Annotated in this window: 15 protein-coding genes; 5 read left to right on the forward strand and 10 right to left on the reverse strand. The window is 59.4% G+C overall.

From position 1 onward, the window contains the following. Positions 1-57 precede the first annotated feature (57 nt). Complete coding sequence (locus JFT81_RS09455) at positions 58-1,002, forward strand: alpha/beta hydrolase (protein ID WP_201227085.1); 945 nt, start codon at positions 58-60, stop codon at positions 1,000-1,002. On the opposite strand, the gene JFT81_RS09460 is transcribed toward JFT81_RS09455, so the two are convergent. Then, a complete protein-coding gene (locus tag JFT81_RS09460; RefSeq protein ID WP_201227086.1) occupies positions 999-2,810 on the reverse strand; it encodes an ABC transporter ATP-binding protein in 1,812 nt (603 codons plus the stop codon). The genes JFT81_RS09455 and JFT81_RS09460 overlap by 4 nt on opposite strands. 150 nt (positions 2,811-2,960) lie before the next feature. Between JFT81_RS09460 and JFT81_RS09465 the strand changes: the two genes are divergently transcribed. Together JFT81_RS09465 and JFT81_RS09470 are read left to right on the forward strand one after the other, a co-directional pair. Beyond that, entirely contained in the window at positions 2,961-3,530 is a 570-nt protein-coding gene (locus JFT81_RS09465) for a hypothetical protein (protein WP_242485589.1), read from the forward strand. 104 nt (positions 3,531-3,634) lie between these two features. Further along, positions 3,635-4,048, forward strand: coding sequence for a VOC family protein (locus JFT81_RS09470; RefSeq protein WP_201202381.1), 414 nt, complete (start codon positions 3,635-3,637; stop codon positions 4,046-4,048). Between the two features lie 57 nt (positions 4,049-4,105). Here JFT81_RS09470 and JFT81_RS09475 read toward each other — a convergent pair whose 3' ends face one another. The 5 genes from JFT81_RS09475 to JFT81_RS09495 all read right to left on the reverse strand — a co-directional run bounded on the left by JFT81_RS09475 (position 4,106) and on the right by JFT81_RS09495 (position 9,535). Continuing rightward, positions 4,106-4,435 (reverse strand): hypothetical protein, encoded by a 330-nt coding sequence (locus JFT81_RS09475; RefSeq protein WP_201202379.1) that lies wholly within the window; start codon positions 4,433-4,435, stop codon positions 4,106-4,108. Between the two features lie 151 nt (positions 4,436-4,586). Further along, entirely contained in the window at positions 4,587-5,612 is a 1,026-nt protein-coding gene (gene rtcA / locus JFT81_RS09480) for an RNA 3'-terminal phosphate cyclase (RefSeq protein ID WP_201227087.1), read from the reverse strand. Positions 5,613-5,620: 8 nt separating this feature from the next. Beyond that, a complete protein-coding gene (locus JFT81_RS09485) occupies positions 5,621-6,409 on the reverse strand; it encodes a nucleotidyltransferase domain-containing protein (RefSeq protein ID WP_201227088.1) in 789 nt (262 codons plus the stop codon). A 14-nt stretch (positions 6,410-6,423) separates the two neighbouring features. After that, positions 6,424-7,650 (reverse strand): RtcB family protein, encoded by a 1,227-nt coding sequence (locus tag JFT81_RS09490; protein WP_201227089.1) that lies wholly within the window; start codon positions 7,648-7,650, stop codon positions 6,424-6,426. A 337-nt stretch (positions 7,651-7,987) separates the two neighbouring features. After that, the gene (locus JFT81_RS09495) at positions 7,988-9,535 is read right to left on the reverse strand and encodes an RNA-binding protein (protein ID WP_201227090.1); all 1,548 of its coding nucleotides are present in this window, start codon (positions 9,533-9,535) and stop codon (positions 7,988-7,990) included. 204 nt (positions 9,536-9,739) lie between these two features. Between JFT81_RS09495 and rtcR the strand changes: the two genes are divergently transcribed. Both rtcR and JFT81_RS09505 read left to right on the forward strand, forming a co-directional pair. Beyond that, positions 9,740-11,344, forward strand: coding sequence for an RNA repair transcriptional activator RtcR (gene rtcR / locus JFT81_RS09500; protein WP_201227091.1), 1,605 nt, complete (start codon positions 9,740-9,742; stop codon positions 11,342-11,344). A gap of 97 nt (positions 11,345-11,441) precedes the next feature. Further along, positions 11,442-11,717: a hypothetical protein gene (locus JFT81_RS09505; protein WP_201227092.1), complete on the forward strand. Its 276-nt coding sequence runs from the start codon at positions 11,442-11,444 to the stop codon at positions 11,715-11,717. Positions 11,718-11,764: 47 nt separating this feature from the next. Here the strand turns inward: JFT81_RS09505 and JFT81_RS09510 are convergent, their stop codons facing one another. The 4 genes from JFT81_RS09510 to JFT81_RS09525 are packed head-to-tail and all read right to left on the reverse strand — an operon-like array spanning position 11,765 to position 15,616. After that, positions 11,765-13,582, reverse strand: coding sequence for a glycoside hydrolase family 28 protein (locus tag JFT81_RS09510; RefSeq protein WP_201227093.1), 1,818 nt, complete (start codon positions 13,580-13,582; stop codon positions 11,765-11,767). 13 nt (positions 13,583-13,595) lie between these two features. Beyond that, on the reverse strand, positions 13,596-13,964 hold the full coding sequence (locus JFT81_RS09515; RefSeq protein WP_201227094.1) for a 5-carboxymethyl-2-hydroxymuconate Delta-isomerase: 369 nt from the start codon (positions 13,962-13,964) through the stop codon (positions 13,596-13,598). A gap of 25 nt (positions 13,965-13,989) precedes the next feature. Beyond that, on the reverse strand, positions 13,990-14,766 hold the full coding sequence (locus JFT81_RS09520) for an ABC transporter ATP-binding protein (protein WP_201227095.1): 777 nt from the start codon (positions 14,764-14,766) through the stop codon (positions 13,990-13,992). A 10-nt stretch (positions 14,767-14,776) separates the two neighbouring features. Then, a complete protein-coding gene (locus JFT81_RS09525) occupies positions 14,777-15,616 on the reverse strand; it encodes an ABC transporter ATP-binding protein (protein ID WP_201202364.1) in 840 nt (279 codons plus the stop codon). Between the last annotated feature and the right edge of the window lie 9 nt (positions 15,617-15,625).

Below are 15,625 nucleotides of genomic sequence, written 5' to 3' on the forward strand. Positions count from 1 at the left end.
GCAGACCAAGGCTTCTGGTAAAAAGCGTTCTTTGTCCACGCAATGGTGAAACGTTTAATGTTCCTGTCCTTCATGACTCGTCTGCGCCGCCGTCGTCTGGCGTTTGCCTGCATGGCCGCGTTGATTATCGGCGTGCCGACGAGTTGTGCCGTGCTGGAACACACCGAACGCAAACTGCTGTTTCGCATCGAACCGGGCACAGCGGGCTGGTTTCACGGCCTGCCCGGCAGCGTGCAGGAGCTCGACCTGCAACCGAAGAGCTTCAAGGCCGGGCAAAACATTCATGCCTGGTGGTGGCCCGCGGAAAAGGCCAATGCGCCGGCCATCCTGTACTTGCATGGTGTGCGCTGGAACCTCACTGGGCAGTTGTTTCGCATCGAGCAATTGCGCGCGGCAGGTTATTCGGTGCTGGCCATCGACTATCGCGGCTTCGGCCAGAGCCACGGTGATCTGCCCTCGGAAAGCAGCGTTTACGAAGATGCGCGAGTGGCGTGGGAGCGTTTCAAACTGCTGCAGCCGGACCCGAACAAGCGCCTGATCTACGGGCACTCTTTAGGCGGGGCTGTAGCAGTCGATCTGGCGGCTGAGCTGGGTCAGGACGCCGCGCGCAATCACACACCGCTTCCGGTGCGCGGTCTGGTGATCGAATCGACGTTCACCACACTGGCGGATGTCGCTGCCTCCGTGGCCAACACCTCGCTGCCGGTGCGCTGGTTGCTGTCGCAGAAATTCGATTCGATCGACAAGATCGCCGAGATCCATATGCCGCTGTTGGTGGTGCACGGGATGGCCGACGCCTTCGTACCGCCGCGTTTCAGCGAACAACTGTTCAATGCCGCGCAACAACCCAAACGCTTGCTGCTGGTGCCGGGGGGCACGCACAACAACAGCATGGCGCTCGGCGGGCAGAATTACCGCAAGGCGATTGATGCCTTGATGCAGACCCGACCCGCGCCGCGTATGGCCGGGCCTGCGACCGTGCGCAGCGGGCGGGAAACCTAACGGTAGCCGCGCGCCTGCAAATCGAACAGTTGCGCGTAGTGCCCGGCAGCAGCGATCAACCCATCGTGGCCACCCTGCTCCAGAATCCGCCCTTGTTGCAGCACGATGATGTGGTCGGCATTGCGTACGCTGGAAAAGCGATGGGAGATCAGCAAGGTCATGCGGCCCTTGGTGTGCTGGCTGAAATGCTCGAACACCGCCGCTTCCGCCGCCGGGTCGAGGGCCGACGTCGGCTCATCAAGGATCAGAATGTCGGCATCACGGCGCATGTACGCCCGGGACAAGGCAATCTTCTGCCACTGCCCGCCGGACAACTCCTGGCCACCGGCAAACCAGCGCCCCAACTGCGTGGCGTAACCGTTGTCGAGCCCTTCGATGAAGGGCGCCGCCATGCCTTCGGCTGCTGCCTCTTTCCAGCGTTGTTGGTCATTGAACGCCAGGGTATCGCCAACGCCGATGTTTTCACCGACGCTGAACTGGTAGCGGATGTAATCCTGAAAAATCACGCCGATACGCCGCCGTAACGCGGTTTCCTGCCAATCCTGCAAATCGCTGCCGTCGAGCAGAATGCGCCCTTGATCTGGACGATAGAGCCGGGTCAGCAACTTGATCAGCGTGGTTTTGCCTGAGCCGTTCTCTCCGACCAACGCCATGCTGTTGCCGGGCAGCAGATGCAGGTCAATGCCTTCCAGTGCCGACCGACTGGCACCCGGATAACGGAAACCGACGTTTTCGAAACGCAAACCGTCGCCCGGTTGCGCGCCGACGGTCAGGTGGCCGGTATCGACCAGCACCGGCTCGGCCAAGTATTCATAAAGACTCGTCAGGTAGAGGCCGTCTTCGTACAGGCCGCTGATCGCACTCAGGCTGCTGCTCACAGCGCTTTGGCCTTGCTTGAACAGCACCAGATACATGGTCATCTGGCCCAGGCTGATATTGCCGTGTACGGCATCGATTACCACCCACGCATAAGCCACGTAAAAAGCCGCGGTGCCGAGCAGGCCGAGGCCGAAACCCCAGCCATCACGGCGCAAGGTCAGGCGCCGGTCTTCGGCATACAGCCTGGCGAATGTGTCGCGGTAGCGTTGCAGCAACAACGGCGCAAAGCCGAACAGCTTGACCTCTTTGATATAAGTTTCGTGAGACAGCAAGGTCTCGATATAACTCTGCTGCCGACTCTCCGGCGCGCGGCGGGTGAACAGCCGAAAGGCATCACCGGAAAAATGCGCTTCGGCAAAGAACACCGGCAACGCACCGACCACCAGCAGCACCAGTGCCCACGGTGAAAAGTGCACCAGCAGCACACCGAAGCTGATCAGCATGATCAGGTTCTGAATCAACCCCAGCGACTTCATCACCAGCGCCAATGGCCGGGTCGAGGCCTCGCGACGTACACGCACCAGTTTGTCGTAGAACTCGGAGTTCTCGAACTGCACCAGTGACAGGGTCTGCGCTTTCTGCAAAATCAGCGTGTTGACCTTCTGGCCCAACTGCACGCGCAACAGCGACTGCTGCACCGAGAGCGCTCGTTGTGTTCCCGACAACATCGCCAACACCCCGGCTTCCAGCAACACGTAACGCAACACTGGCCACAGTGGCGCACTGCCGTTCTGCGCATGCAACTGCATCGCTGCGACCACGGCATCGACAATCCGCTGCCCCAACCATGCCGCGAGTGCCGGCAGCAACCCGGCAATCAACGTCGCCAGTACCAGGCCCAAAAATAATCCGCGTGATGTCTCCCAGACCAGGCGCAAGGCTCGCTGTGCCTGGTCGAACAGGGACGTGAAGCGCGATAAAACAGGCATGGGGCATTGAACTCGGCAGGTGATGACAGTGCGACATGGTACTCCAGCACCACGATTGAAATTCACACCGGATGGGTTCCTCGGCATACTGCCGCGCGTCAAACACCACGAAAAGGACTGAGTGTGTTCTCGCGCCCCAACGCCCTATGGATGTATCAGCTGATTTGCTGGCTGGCTGTGCTTGCGCTGTTGGCGCACATCGCTTTCTGTGACTGGGTGCTGCTCAAACCGACCGACGTCGGCGGCACCCTGATGGGCGGCATGAACGGGCTATTGTTCAACGCTGGCTGGCTCGTCGCCACGTCAGGATTGCTGCTGACCCTGCTGCTGCGCTTGCCGGGATCGATTTATGCCTGCATCGGCGCAGGACTCTTGACCCTGGGCATTGGCGCCTGGTCGCTAATCAACTACCCCGACGACGCGGATCAACTAATCTACAGCGTCAGCCCCGGCGAAATCGGCAGCGCCATGCTGACCGGCGCAATTTTTTTGACCCTTGGCCTGTTTCTGCGCTCACGGTTCAGGACCACAGGCCGGCCATCACGCTCTGCGCTCGTGGCAAAGTCCGTCGTGGCGAGCCTGATCGCTATCCTCTTTATTGGTGCGCCGATAAGAATCGCCTGGCAGGTTTCGCTGCCCAACTGCGCCTTCAATAAACAGGGCCAGCAACTGACGATTTGCCTGGGCGATGATGAGGACGAACGCGTTATCGTCGATTAAACCTCGACCCTTGCCGACGTTCAGCACTCTGCCAGGTTTTAACCACCCAACGTGGAACCAGGCGCACAACCGCCACTCCGCGCCTTACTGCCGGGAGCAAAGACATGAAAATCAACCCGTACCTGATCTTCAACGGCGACTGCCGAGAAGCCTTCACGTTTTACCAGCAAGCCCTGAACGGCGAACTGGAGGCCATGACCTCTTTCGGTGAGTCGCCTGCCGCTGAGCATGTCCCGAAAGAGCATCACGCGTTGATCATCCATACCTGCCTGAAAGTTGGCGATCAGATGATCATGGCCTCGGACACCACGCCCGACCGCCCAACACAGGGCATGAGCGGTTGCTCGATTTCGCTGAACGTCGACAGCGTCGCCGAAGCGGAAAGCGTATTTAACGCGCTGGCCCAGGACGGCCGCGTCGACATGCCGCTGGAGGCGACGTTCTGGGCGGCACGTTTCGGCATGCTGGTGGATCGTTTTGGAGTGTCGTGGATGGTCAATTGCGATACCGACAAGTGACCCCGAGATTGCCTCAGGCATGAAAAAGCCCAACCGATCAAGGTTGGGCTTTCAACTCTAGCGTTGGGCCAATTCGTGGCGCACGCATTGTTCGTAATACGTCTGCTTGACCGCTGCTGGCTTGAGCTTCGATGTGCTGTTGTAGGTTTGTTCGGTGATGCCCATCGCGGTCATGCGCATCCACGGCTGCTGGAATTTGCGTACCTGCAATTGCTTGCGTGCGCCATACAGCGACATGCCCGATAGCTTGGATTGCTGAGCACCGGCGGCAATGTCCGAACCCCAGATGCAGGCAAAGCGATGGCTTTTACTCAACTCTTTCGCTTCGACTCCCGAAGCGAAGACAGCCAGGGAAAGCGTTGCAACGGTTATGGCAATCGTCCGCATATAGCCAACCTAACCTTTTGAAAAAAGGCGATTTTGCCGGGGAAGCTTAACGTCGGGGGCCAGCAATTTGCCGCCTTTCGAGAGTTTTTTTCAGGCATAAAAAAGGGACAGTGTAATTTCCGGATGAAATAACACTGTCCCTGTATGACGATCAGAGGGGCCTGACCTCAACCCGCAATCGATCCGCGCCCTCCTCCTGGCAATCGATACGTACCGGCAAAAACTGCTCGATCACTGCGATATTGCTGTGCAGGTGCTCGGTCATGCGCGGCGTGGTGAACGAACCGCCACCGGCCAGCGCCATCGGCAGCAGCAACTGATCGGCGAGGTGTTCGGCGACGGCGGCACCACTGCGCAACCAGTCGGCGGCCTGATTGATCGCGGCATCGGCGACCTTTTCCGCCCGCAACGACACTTGGCCAAACGAACTGAACACTTCGCTGACCTGTTCGAATGCATACTCCAGCAACAATACGTTGCCTGGCCCGCGCGCCGGGTCGAGCGTGACGTGTTGCAGCGCCGAAGGCGGCAGACTTAAACGCTTGGCCACCTGGCTCAACTCACGTTCGGCAACCGTCGGGGCGAGCCCGGCGGTCAGCGCTGAGGCGTGCTGCGAAAGCGCCGCGCCGCGCTCACAAAGGTCCAGTCGAGTCAGGCGCGAAGGCGCTACCTTCGCCTCGATTTCACCGCCACCGGCCGGCACAAACCCGTGCCGCAGCAACTCCAGCTCAATATCAGCGCCCATGCGCCGCAGCAGTGGCAACCAACTGCGCATGAGGAAGTCCGTCGGCGGTGCCAATGGGTTATGCGTGCCACCGGTAATCCTTACCCGACTCGCCTGCGGTGCCCGCAACAATGCCGGCAACAAGGTCTGCAAGACCAATGTGCAACTGCCGGCCGTACCAATGGCGAACTGGTAGTCGCCACCGCGAATGGCACCGGGCTCGAAGCTCAAGGCTTGCGCACCCAACTGCGCACCGCAGACTTTTGCCGCGCAGACCTCGGCCGCCGCCATCACCGCCGTCAGGTGCTGTCGTAACAACCCCGGACGGCTGCGCTTGGCACGAATCTGTTTAATGCGAAACGCCCGGCCTGTCACCATCGACAGGCTCAAGGCACTGCGCAACACCTGGCCGCCACCGATGGCGCCGTCCAGTTCTATCACTTCCTGTTTCATTACAATCCTTACGCGTACAGCCCGACGGTATCCCTGAGGTACTGATCCAGCCGTCGCGAGTCTTCCTGAGTTCTGAGTAAGGTGGGCACTTCGCGCTCAAGCTCAGCCGCGATGAACCCGTGCAGCGCCGGACGACGCGGCCCGTAGGCGCTCTCATCGGCATTGCGTTTAAGCGCCAGCAGTTCGTCGACTTCAGCGAGCAGCGCACGATCATCGACCGTGGTCAGCAGGTCGGCAAAGGTCATCGGTGGCCGGCCTCGACCCTGGTCGATCCAGCGCACCGCCAGCAGCGGCCGCAGCACGTAGAAGTACCTCTTGAATCGCACTGTTTCGCCTTGCAGGTAACCGCGAAAGTTCTTCTTCGCCATCGACAAATAGTGATTACGCGCACTGGGTGGGCTGTAGAACGCCTCGGCGAGTTCACGCAGCTGCGCCACCTGGGCGCTTTCGCTGCGATAAACCAGCGGCGAATCGAGCCACTCCAGCAACGTCGGATTGGACTTGCGCAGCAACCCGAGGGTCTTGCGCAGCTCCCAGCCGCTGACGTCGAGTTCATCGTCCAGCGGACGTTCGATCACATCACGCGGTGCATCGACCTGAACAAACCACTCGGGCTTTTCCACATAGACAAACCGCACGTCGTAATCGCTGTCGGTCGAGGCGAAACCCCAGGCCCGACTGCCGGACTCACACGCATACAACACCGTGACATTGCGTTCGCGCTCTATACGCGCCAGCTCTTCCAGTACCCGCGCGCGCATCGTGTCGCACAGCGGATGACGCTCTTCGAGATCCATGACTTGCTTTCCTTTTATCCTTTGACGCACACCACCTGACGCAAGGTGTGCAGCACTTCCACCAACTCACGCTGGGCGTACATGACTTTGTCGATGTCCTTGTAGGCCATCGGAATTTCGTCGATCACCGCTTCGTCCTTGCGGCACTCGACGTGGGCCGTGGCGCGGATCTGATCCTCGACGGTGAAAGTGTTCTTCGCTTTGGTGCGGCTCATGGTGCGGCCGGCGCCGTGGCTGCAGGAACTGAACGACTCCTCGTTGCCCAGACCGCGAACGATGAAACTCTTCGCACCCATAGAGCCGGGAATAATCCCCAACTCACCCTTCTTCGCCGACACCGCACCTTTGCGGGTGACCAGCACCTCTTCACCAAAATGCCGCTCTTTCTGCACGTAGTTGTGGTGGCAGTTGACCGCCTCCAACGCCACGTCAAACGGCTTGCGAATAATCTGCCGTGTCGCCTGAATCACCGCGCGCATCATCAGCTCTCGGTTCTGCTTGGCGAAATCCTGCGCCCAGCCCACTGCTTCCACGTAGTCATCAAAGTGCTGGCTGCCTTCTTCGAAGTAGGCCAGGTCACGATCCGGCAGGTTGGCGATGTGCTGGCGCATATCCGCCTGCGCCATCTGGATGAACAGGTTGCCGATGGCGTTACCGACACCGCGCGACCCGCTGTGCAACATGAACCAGACCCGGTTGGCTTCGTCCAGGCACACTTCGATGAAGTGGTTGCCGCTGCCGAGGGTGCCGAGGTGCCCACGGTTGTTGGTGTTGGACAGTTTCGGGTACTTGTCGGTGATCAACTTGAACCGCGGATGCAACGCCGCCCACGCCTGATCGGCCTGCTGCGGGATCTCGTCCCACGCGCCTTTGTCACGTCGAGAACGGGTCGAGCTGCGGCCATGGGGCACCGCTTGTTCGATGGCGCAACGCAGAGCGCGCAGGTTGTCCGGCAAGTCGGCGGCGGTCAGCGACGTACGCGCGGCGATCATGCCGCAACCGATGTCGACACCGACCGCCGCCGGAATGATCGCGCCCACCGTCGGGATCACGCTGCCAATGGTCGAGCCCTTGCCAAGATGCACGTCCGGCATGACCGCCAGGTGTTTGAAGATGAACGGCATCTTCGCCGTGTTCATCAACTGCTCGCGCGCCTCGTTCTCTACCGGGACGCCTTCGGTCCAGAGTTTGATCGGTTTGCCGTTGGCGACTTCAAGCAGTTGGTAAGTGTGTTCTTTCATTTCTCTGTTCTTTATTTTTTGGCCGATGATTCGGCGTTGTACCGTAAGTCGCAGCGACAAAAACACAGGCACTGTGGCTCTGCCAGTTGAGCCCCCGTTGCCGGGGCGGGAGTCGAACCCGCTTTCCGATGTAGTACCTGTCGCATTCGCTGCCAATAACTGCAAAAAGGGTGGCACGACAAAAGTTGATGACTGTTGCGCGTTGCCGCGCTCCGGGGTTAGCCGGACTTCAGATGTACAGCCATCAGGCATTCGTGCCGTCACTGGCGCTGACAAGGGTTTGATGAGACGTTCTGGATGTAGTCCCATCGGCATTCAGCGCCAGTGATAAATCAATTCATAAAGCGCTTTCGATCGCCTCGACCCAGTGCTGCGCACCGTAGTGGCCGCTGGTGAACTGCTCGACCACGTCGAACACGGCATCGCTGAAACCGCCGACATTCAATATGTCATCACGCTCCGCCGCCTGCGTTGCATGGCCTGGCTGGATATCGATGCACACCAGCCGCGCCTGCGGGTTGAGCTGCTTGATTCGCTCCCACTGGCGCATCGTCTCGCTGGCACCGTGGCGCCGCGCATCGATCCACGACTCGTTGTCCGAAACCATGATCAACGTATCGACCCTGGCCTTGCTGTCCGCCAATCTCTTCAGCGGTGCCGAGCAGTTGGTGCCGCCGCCAAAAATCCCGGCGAGCTTCTGCGCATTGCTGATCACGCTGTCACGCGGGTTGAGCTGGATATCCACCACGTTCACCTCGAACGGCATTACCCGTGCTTGCGGCTGTTTGCGCAACACGGCTGCTGCAACCAGCGCCGCTACGTCGATGCAACGCACTACCGACGTCGCGCCTTGGCGATAACCCGTCGCCGGGCTACCCATCGAGCCTGAAACATCCGGGCAAACCACTACCGCCCCTTCAAGCTTCGGCACATTGGCCAATGACAACTCCAGTGCATCCTGCAGCGCTTCGCGTATCAGCGCCGGAATGTCTTCACCCATCATCCGATACGCCGACAACAGCTGATATGGATACACTCGCGCCTTCGCGACTTCTTGCGGATCGACCAATCGCGCCGCTACATATTCGACGCAACCCGGCACTTCAAACGCACCGTGGCGAGCCAAGGTGTTGAGGTTGATGCGCAGCCCCTGCCAACCCATGTTGCGCGCTTGCGCCGCCCATTGTTCCTTGCTCAGTGTTTCATTGCCGAGCAACTGAAACGGCACCGCAGGCACCTCATCACTTGCGCCGCTGCGAAACGCCAGCAAATCGCGCGTCAATTGCGGCAAGGCCTTTACCTCAACCGGTTTGCCAATCAACCAGGCGAAGAACGCTTCACGCCACGCTTCGGCAGGTTTCGGGTGAACCATCTTCACCACGTCCGCCAACGACGGTTGATTGCCGATCGACGCTTGCAACAGTTGACGTTCGGTGGCGCTGTTCAGCCAGTTCTGCACCAGACGCTTGGGTTGCGAACCGAGGGATTTACGCCCGGTAGCACCGCTGCGCAGGATCTGCACAAAGTTGCGCAGCATTTTGCCGCTGTCGATCACTTGCTCGAAAACCTCTGGCACCAGGCTCGAACGCTGAGCAGTCAATGCCGCCAGCAACAGCGCTGGCATGTCTTTCATGTGGCCTTGCTTGCGAGCGTAGATCGCGGCTTTCGCCACGAAGCGACTGTCCAACTCAGCCACCAGCTTCAGCACTTGATCCAGCTGGCTTTCAGCGGAGGCGTAAAAGGTCTGGTTCAGGCAACCGGTCACTGCCAGTTGGGCCAGTTGATGCTTGGGGCTGTAGGCATAAGCCGAGGCGCCGGAGGCATTCAAGGTGTTGCAGGCTGGCAAGTGATTCGATTGCGTATTGAAGAGTGTTGAGTTGGCCATCTTGGCGTCTCGCTGGGTTGTCCTGTTCGTTGCGATAGGTATTGCAGCCGCTGTGCCAGCTTTTTAATTTTCAATAAATTTATTGTTAAATTATTGATTTATAACGTTTTTATTTTTATTTCTGTTTTCTTTCGGTCTAACCGAGGACAAACCCAACGCAGAAAACATATCATTGGATATCGTCTTTTATCTTTTGAGATAAGCATGTCCAGCAAACGCACTGTTGCCATCGGTTTTATCGGCGCCACCCTCGATCGCGTCGGCAAAGGCGCCAATCGCTGGAGCCATTGGCGGCCCAGCGTTGGCCTGTGCCAACAACCGGACGTGCTGATCAATCGGCTTGAGCTGATTCACGGCATCGACGCCCGCGATGTCAGCCTCGCCGAACGGGTGCGCGCAGACATCCAACAGGTTTCGCCGGAAACCGAAGTGCGCCTGCACCCGATGTCGCTGCGCAATCCGTGGGATTTCGAAGAGGTCTACGGCGCCTTGCATGACTTCACCACGACCTACGACTTCGATACCGAGCGCGAGGATTACCTCGTTCACATCACCACCGGCACCCACGTCGCACAGATCTGCTGGTTCCTGCTGACCGAAGCACGCTACCTGCCGGCGCGACTGATCCAGACCTCCCCCGCCAAGCGCGCCAGCGAAAGCGATCACGCCATTGGCACTCACGCGCTGATCGACCTCGACCTGTCACGCTACGACCGCATCGCCTCGCGCTTCGCAAACAAGCGCTTGGAAGGTCTGGAGTTTTTGAAGTCAGGCATCGCCACACGCAACCCGGCGTTCAACCGCTCCATCGAACAGATCGAGCGCGTAGCCGTGCGTTCGAAAGCACCGATGTTGCTGATCGGCCCGACCGGCGCCGGCAAATCTTTTCTGGCCCGACGCATCTTTGAACTCAAACGCAGCCGCCATCAAATGCAGGGCCGCTTCGTCGAAGTCAACTGCGCCACCCTGCGTGGCGATGGCGCGATGTCGGCACTGTTTGGTCATGTCAAAGGCGCTTTTACCGGCGCGCAGAATGCGCGTGACGGCCTGTTGCGCGCCGCCGATGGCGGCATGCTGTTTCTCGATGAAATCGGCGAACTGGGTGCGGACGAACAGGCCATGCTGCTCAAGGCGATTGAAGAAAAACGCTTCTTCCCGCTGGGTTCAGACAAAGAGGTCGACAGTGATTTCCTGATCATCGCCGGCACTCACCGCGACTTGCGCAGCCGTGTCGCCGAAGGCTTGTTTCGCGAAGATTTGTACGCACGCATCAACTTGTGGACGTTCGATCTGCCGGGCCTTGCCGGCCGTCGCGAAGACATCGAACCGAACATCGACTTCGAACTGCAGCGTCATGCCCGCGAGCACGGACAGTTAGTGCGCTTCAATCTTGAAGCACGCCGCAGCTATCTGGCGTTCGCCGGCTCGCCGGCAGCGGCATGGCTGGGCAACTTTCGCGAACTGTCCGCGTCGATCACTCGCATGGCGACACTCGCCGACAGCGGGCGGATTGATGAAGCGCAGGTGCAGGAGGAGATCGACCGCTTGCGTTATGCGTGGGGCCTGGCGCAGCCGACCGGCATTTCCCGGGATTTGCCGGGAGATAGCGAGCACATGGACCTGTTTGATCGCTTGCAACTGAAGGCGGTACTTGAGGTTTGTCGGCAGGCAGACAGCTTGTCGGATGCCGGCAGAAAGCTGTTTGGCGTTTCGCGACAAGCCAAGGCACAGCCCAACGATGCGGATCGGTTACGCAAATACCTCGCACGATTCGGCATCGAATGGGGCCAGATCAGCCAATCGGAGTAATCGCGAGACTGCCCACATACCGCCTGTCCAACAGCGGGCACCTTCGCCCGCACGGTTCTTCCAATGCAGCACATGCCCTCGCACGGAAGACGCAATGATGAACAACAAGATTGCAGCGATAACCTTGGCCGGCCTGCTCGCAGCCTGCCCGTACCTTGTCCTGGCTGCTGACGGCTCAGCGGAGGAATCGACGACACCGCCCACCGCGATCCCCGGGATTAATCAGGGCGGCATGTCGGAGTCGAACGAGGAAAAGGCCAGCAAGAAAGGTGAAGAGGCATCCGGCTCGAACTCCGGCGCCGAGTCGCATGAAACCGATAAGGATGCCGCCACTTCAAGCGACTCGAACGATTTGAAAAAAGCGAAACCTTGAGCAGTCGCATCCTTGATGCAGGATGCGACTGAGCCGATCAGCAACGACTACAAGGGCGGTGGCACAACGTCTTTGAACGTCAACCCGACGCTGCCCGTGACCTGCCACGGATTGACAGCGCCATGATTGCTGAATACCACGCTGTCGAAGGTCGAATCCTTCAACCCGTCGATCTGCACCTTGGCCGGGCCACTGAAGCGAACGCGCTCGAAGACCAGGCCCTGATGCCAGGCATTACTCTGGCTGTCACCCTTGACCTCGATCGCCTTGCCTTGAGCATTCTCGACACTCACATCGGCAACGCGGATATCACGAAACTGCCCGGCAATGGTCGAACGCTGGTAATCCAGCTTGGCGTTTGGATCGTTGTAATCAAGGGTAAAGATGAACGCCTGCTTGACCGTATTACGGATCGCCGAATCGCGGAAAATCACGTTACGCGCCCCGCCGCCCATGAAGTTGGTGCTCTTCATCCGCAGACCGGCATCAGTGCCGTCAGAGACGTTGTCCTCAGCCAGAATGTTCTGAATCCAGGCGCCGGTATGGCTGCCGGCGACTACCATGCCGTGACCTTTGCGGAAGTAGTTGTTGAAGATCCAGGCATCTTCCTGCGGCTTTTGATGCACCGCCTCGGCGCCAGTGCCCGCGGCAAAATTGACGCAGTCATCACCGGTATCGAAGAAGTTATTGAAGACCATCGCGCCTTTGCTGTTGGCGAATTCGATGCCGTCACCGTTGTTGGCGTCGTAGGTCTTGTGCGTGGTGTTGGCCAGCACGACGTTCTCGGTCTCCAGATTCATGATCCCGTGATACGCCGGATTGACCACCGTGAAGCCGCCGTAGAAGACGTTTTTCACATTGCGCAAGGTGATCAACGACGAACGCATCTGCCCGTAGGCATCCTTGACGTTCATCCCGCGCGCCACTGCTTGTTCGACCTGCGCCTTGGCCAGAATGCCGTCCTGCATGTAGCGCGTGTTATCGCTGGGCAGGTAAAACGGCAATGTTTGGCCGCGCTCGTCGACGACATCGGCGCGGCGCTTCCAGCCGTTGCCATCGATCGTGCCCTTGCCGACGATACGAATGTTCTCGAACGACTGATGCTGTCGCGGATCACGCGGCAAGGCGTTGATCAGCGAGGCCGGACGTACCGTGGTCGAGTACGGATATTGAATGTAGCCCGCCAGCGGATAATCCTCGGCCCGCTCGGAACCGAGCAGTGTTGCCCCTTCGGCGATCTCCAGGGTCATGTGGCTTTTCAGATAGAGCGCACCGCTTTTGTAGACGCCTTTAGGCAGCAGCACTTTGCAGCCGGCGGTACAGGCGTCGATCGCATTCTGGATGGCCAGCGTGTCGAAGGCGTTGCCGTCACCCTTGGCACCGTACTTCCTCACATCAAACACTGCTGCAACCTTGCTCGTACGCTGCACCAGCGCAGGACTGTCGGCGGACTCTTTGCCATCAGCACCGACCGAACGCACGGTGAATCGATAGGCCGTATCAGGCTTCAGGCCTTGAGCGGTGTAGCTGTGAATGCCGATGCGGTAGTGAAAGTTCGCGCTGTCCTGCTCGTAGAACTTGTCGATGTAAGGCTTGGCCGGCGAGACCCGATCATTGTTGGCGTTGCTGCTGCCCAACAACGTTCCGTTGGCATAGACCCGATAGTCCTTGATCTGCGCATGGTCGGCAGGCTTTTCCCAGACCAGAATGATTTGTTGATCATCGAAAGCCAGGGTTGGCACTTGCAGTTTTGCCGGCGCATCGAGCGCCCACGCCGGCAGGCTGCAACCCAGCGCCAACGCGGCAGTCAACGAAAGCGCCAGAGCGTGTTTACGCTGCGCAACAGCAGAATATTGATAAGGCATGATCTTTCCTTGTTCAGGCCGATAACCTGGCTTCTTCGAGGTATTGGCTACGGTTGACGAACGTCTCGCGCGGCATTTCCCGAACATCCATCGACAACGCCTCGACGTCCGGTAGCAATGTCAGCAGCGCCGCGATGGTCGCCGAGGCGAGGCAACGCTGCTGTTCAGCGCTACGCCCGGCCAACAGGTAGAGGACGACGTGGACAAAATCGTCTTGTGTCGCGCCGCAGCGATAGTGAACAAAGCGGTTGAGCCGCACTTTGATATCGCCAGGCTTGAACACGCCAAAAGCGTCGAGGGCATCGTGTACGGCGGCCAGCAGCGTCGCTTCACCGACACGCCTGGCCAGGGATTCGGGGCAATCGATAAGGCAATGGGGCATGAGGCATTCTCCACAATTGATCCGCTTAACCGGCGAGCTGGCGCTCCGATTCCTGACTGAAATCACGACTGGCCTGCACCAGCATTCGCGTATAGGCGTGGGTTGCCAGATCCTGGCTGAGCGCCTGACTGTCGAGCAGCTCGACGATTTTGCCTTGCTGCATCACCGCCACCCGGTCACACAAATGCGTCACCACACCCAGGTCATGCGTGACCATCAGATACGTGAGCTTCTCGCGTCGGCGCAGATCCGCCAGCAGATTGAGGATTTCCGCCTGCACCGACACATCCAGCGCCGAGGTCGGCTCATCGAGCAGCAACACACGCGGCTCAAGAATCAGCGCTCGGGCGATCGCCACGCGCTGGCGCTGCCCACCCGATAATTGGTGCGGATATCGAAAGCGAAAACTGTCGTTCAAACCGACCTTGAGCAGGATCTCGTTGATCCGGTCATCCTTGTCGCGCACGCCGTGAATAATCAGCGGCTCACGCAGTGCGGTATCGACGGTATGACGTGGGTGGAGTGATCCATAGGGATCCTGGAAAACCATCTGTACGTGGCGGAAATGCTCCTTGGGGATTTTGTGTTGCAGCGGCGCGCCGGCAATGCTCAGCTCGCCGGTCCAATGCCGGTACTGCCCGGCCAGGCAGCGCAGCACGGTGGTCTTGCCCGAACCGGACTCCCCCACCAGACCAAAGGATTCACCGTCAGCCACGCTGAGGCTGACGTCGTGCAGCACCTGATTGAGGGCCGGGCCGGCGCCGAAACTCAGGTTCAGCGCGTGTGCTTGGATCATGGGCATGGTCGGTTCCTCAGCAAGTCAGCCATTGTGGGTCGCGTTGCAGCACCGGCAACCGTTCGCGACGATTGTCCATGCTCGGCAATGCCGCCAGCAGGCCACGGGTATAGGGATGTTGAGCGTGTTGCAGGTCGCAGGCAGCGAGCGACTCGACCACCCTGCCCGCGTACATCACCAGCACGCGATCACAGTAATTACGCACCAGGTTGAGGTCATGGCTGACAAAAATCAGGCCCATTTCCTGCTGCTCGACCAGTTCCTCAAGCACGTTGAGCACTTGCTGACGCACCGAGACATCGAGGGCCGAGGTCGGCTCATCGGCGATGATCACTTGCGGCCGCGTGATGACCATCATCGCGATCATGATGCGCTGGCCCATGCCGCCGGAAACTTCATGCGGATACAGGTTGTAGACCCGCTGCGGGTCACGGATGTGCACTTTTTCGAGCATCTCCAGCACCCGCTCACGGGCCTCGCTGCGGCTGGCCTTGTGGTGCGCCAGATACGCCTCGGCAATCTGCTCGCCGACCTTGACCACCGGGTTCAGCGAGTATTTCGGGTCTTGCATGATCATCGAGATGCGCTGACCGCGGATCTTCTGCATGACCTTTTCCCCGGCCGACAACAGATCGACTTCACCGAACTGCATGGCCTTGGCGGTGATCCGCGCGCTGGGCGGATGCAACTTGAGCAGACTGCGGCCGACCGTTGATTTGCCGGAGCCCGACTCACCGACAATGGCGAGTTTTTCCCGCCCCAGAGTGAAGGACACATCGCGTACGGCGTGGGTTTCTTTCTGACCACTGACGAAGCGCACATTGAGCCCTTCGACGTTCAATTTGATTGCAGACATACAGCCTCC

Source organism: Pseudomonas sp. TH43, assembly GCF_016650635.1.
GTDB lineage: Bacteria > Pseudomonadota > Gammaproteobacteria > Pseudomonadales > Pseudomonadaceae > Aquipseudomonas.

Excerpts from the sequence above, each read along its gene's own strand:
- rtcA (WP_201227087.1), bottom strand. The coding sequence starts at position 5,612 with ATGAAACAGGAAGTGATAGAACTGGACGGCGCCATCGGTGGCGGCCAG.
- JFT81_RS09505 (WP_201227092.1), top strand. The coding sequence starts at position 11,442 with ATGAACAACAAGATTGCAGCGATAACCTTGGCCGGCCTGCTCGCAGCC.
- JFT81_RS09520 (WP_201227095.1), bottom strand. The coding sequence starts at position 14,766 with ATGCCCATGATCCAAGCACACGCGCTGAACCTGAGTTTCGGCGCCGGC.
- JFT81_RS09495 (WP_201227090.1), bottom strand. The coding sequence starts at position 9,535 with ATGGCCAACTCAACACTCTTCAATACGCAATCGAATCACTTGCCAGCC.
- JFT81_RS09525 (WP_201202364.1), bottom strand. The coding sequence starts at position 15,616 with ATGTCTGCAATCAAATTGAACGTCGAAGGGCTCAATGTGCGCTTCGTC.
- JFT81_RS09455 (WP_201227085.1), top strand. The coding sequence starts at position 58 with ATGTTCCTGTCCTTCATGACTCGTCTGCGCCGCCGTCGTCTGGCGTTT.
- JFT81_RS09515 (WP_201227094.1), bottom strand. The coding sequence starts at position 13,964 with ATGCCCCATTGCCTTATCGATTGCCCCGAATCCCTGGCCAGGCGTGTC.
- JFT81_RS09470 (WP_201202381.1), top strand. The coding sequence starts at position 3,635 with ATGAAAATCAACCCGTACCTGATCTTCAACGGCGACTGCCGAGAAGCC.
- JFT81_RS09510 (WP_201227093.1), bottom strand. The coding sequence starts at position 13,582 with ATGCCTTATCAATATTCTGCTGTTGCGCAGCGTAAACACGCTCTGGCG.
- JFT81_RS09460 (WP_201227086.1), bottom strand. The coding sequence starts at position 2,810 with ATGCCTGTTTTATCGCGCTTCACGTCCCTGTTCGACCAGGCACAGCGA.
- JFT81_RS09465 (WP_242485589.1), top strand. The coding sequence starts at position 2,961 with ATGTATCAGCTGATTTGCTGGCTGGCTGTGCTTGCGCTGTTGGCGCAC.
- JFT81_RS09485 (WP_201227088.1), bottom strand. The coding sequence starts at position 6,409 with ATGGATCTCGAAGAGCGTCATCCGCTGTGCGACACGATGCGCGCGCGG.
- JFT81_RS09475 (WP_201202379.1), bottom strand. The coding sequence starts at position 4,435 with ATGCGGACGATTGCCATAACCGTTGCAACGCTTTCCCTGGCTGTCTTC.
- rtcR (WP_201227091.1), top strand. The coding sequence starts at position 9,740 with ATGTCCAGCAAACGCACTGTTGCCATCGGTTTTATCGGCGCCACCCTC.
- JFT81_RS09490 (WP_201227089.1), bottom strand. The coding sequence starts at position 7,650 with ATGAAAGAACACACTTACCAACTGCTTGAAGTCGCCAACGGCAAACCG.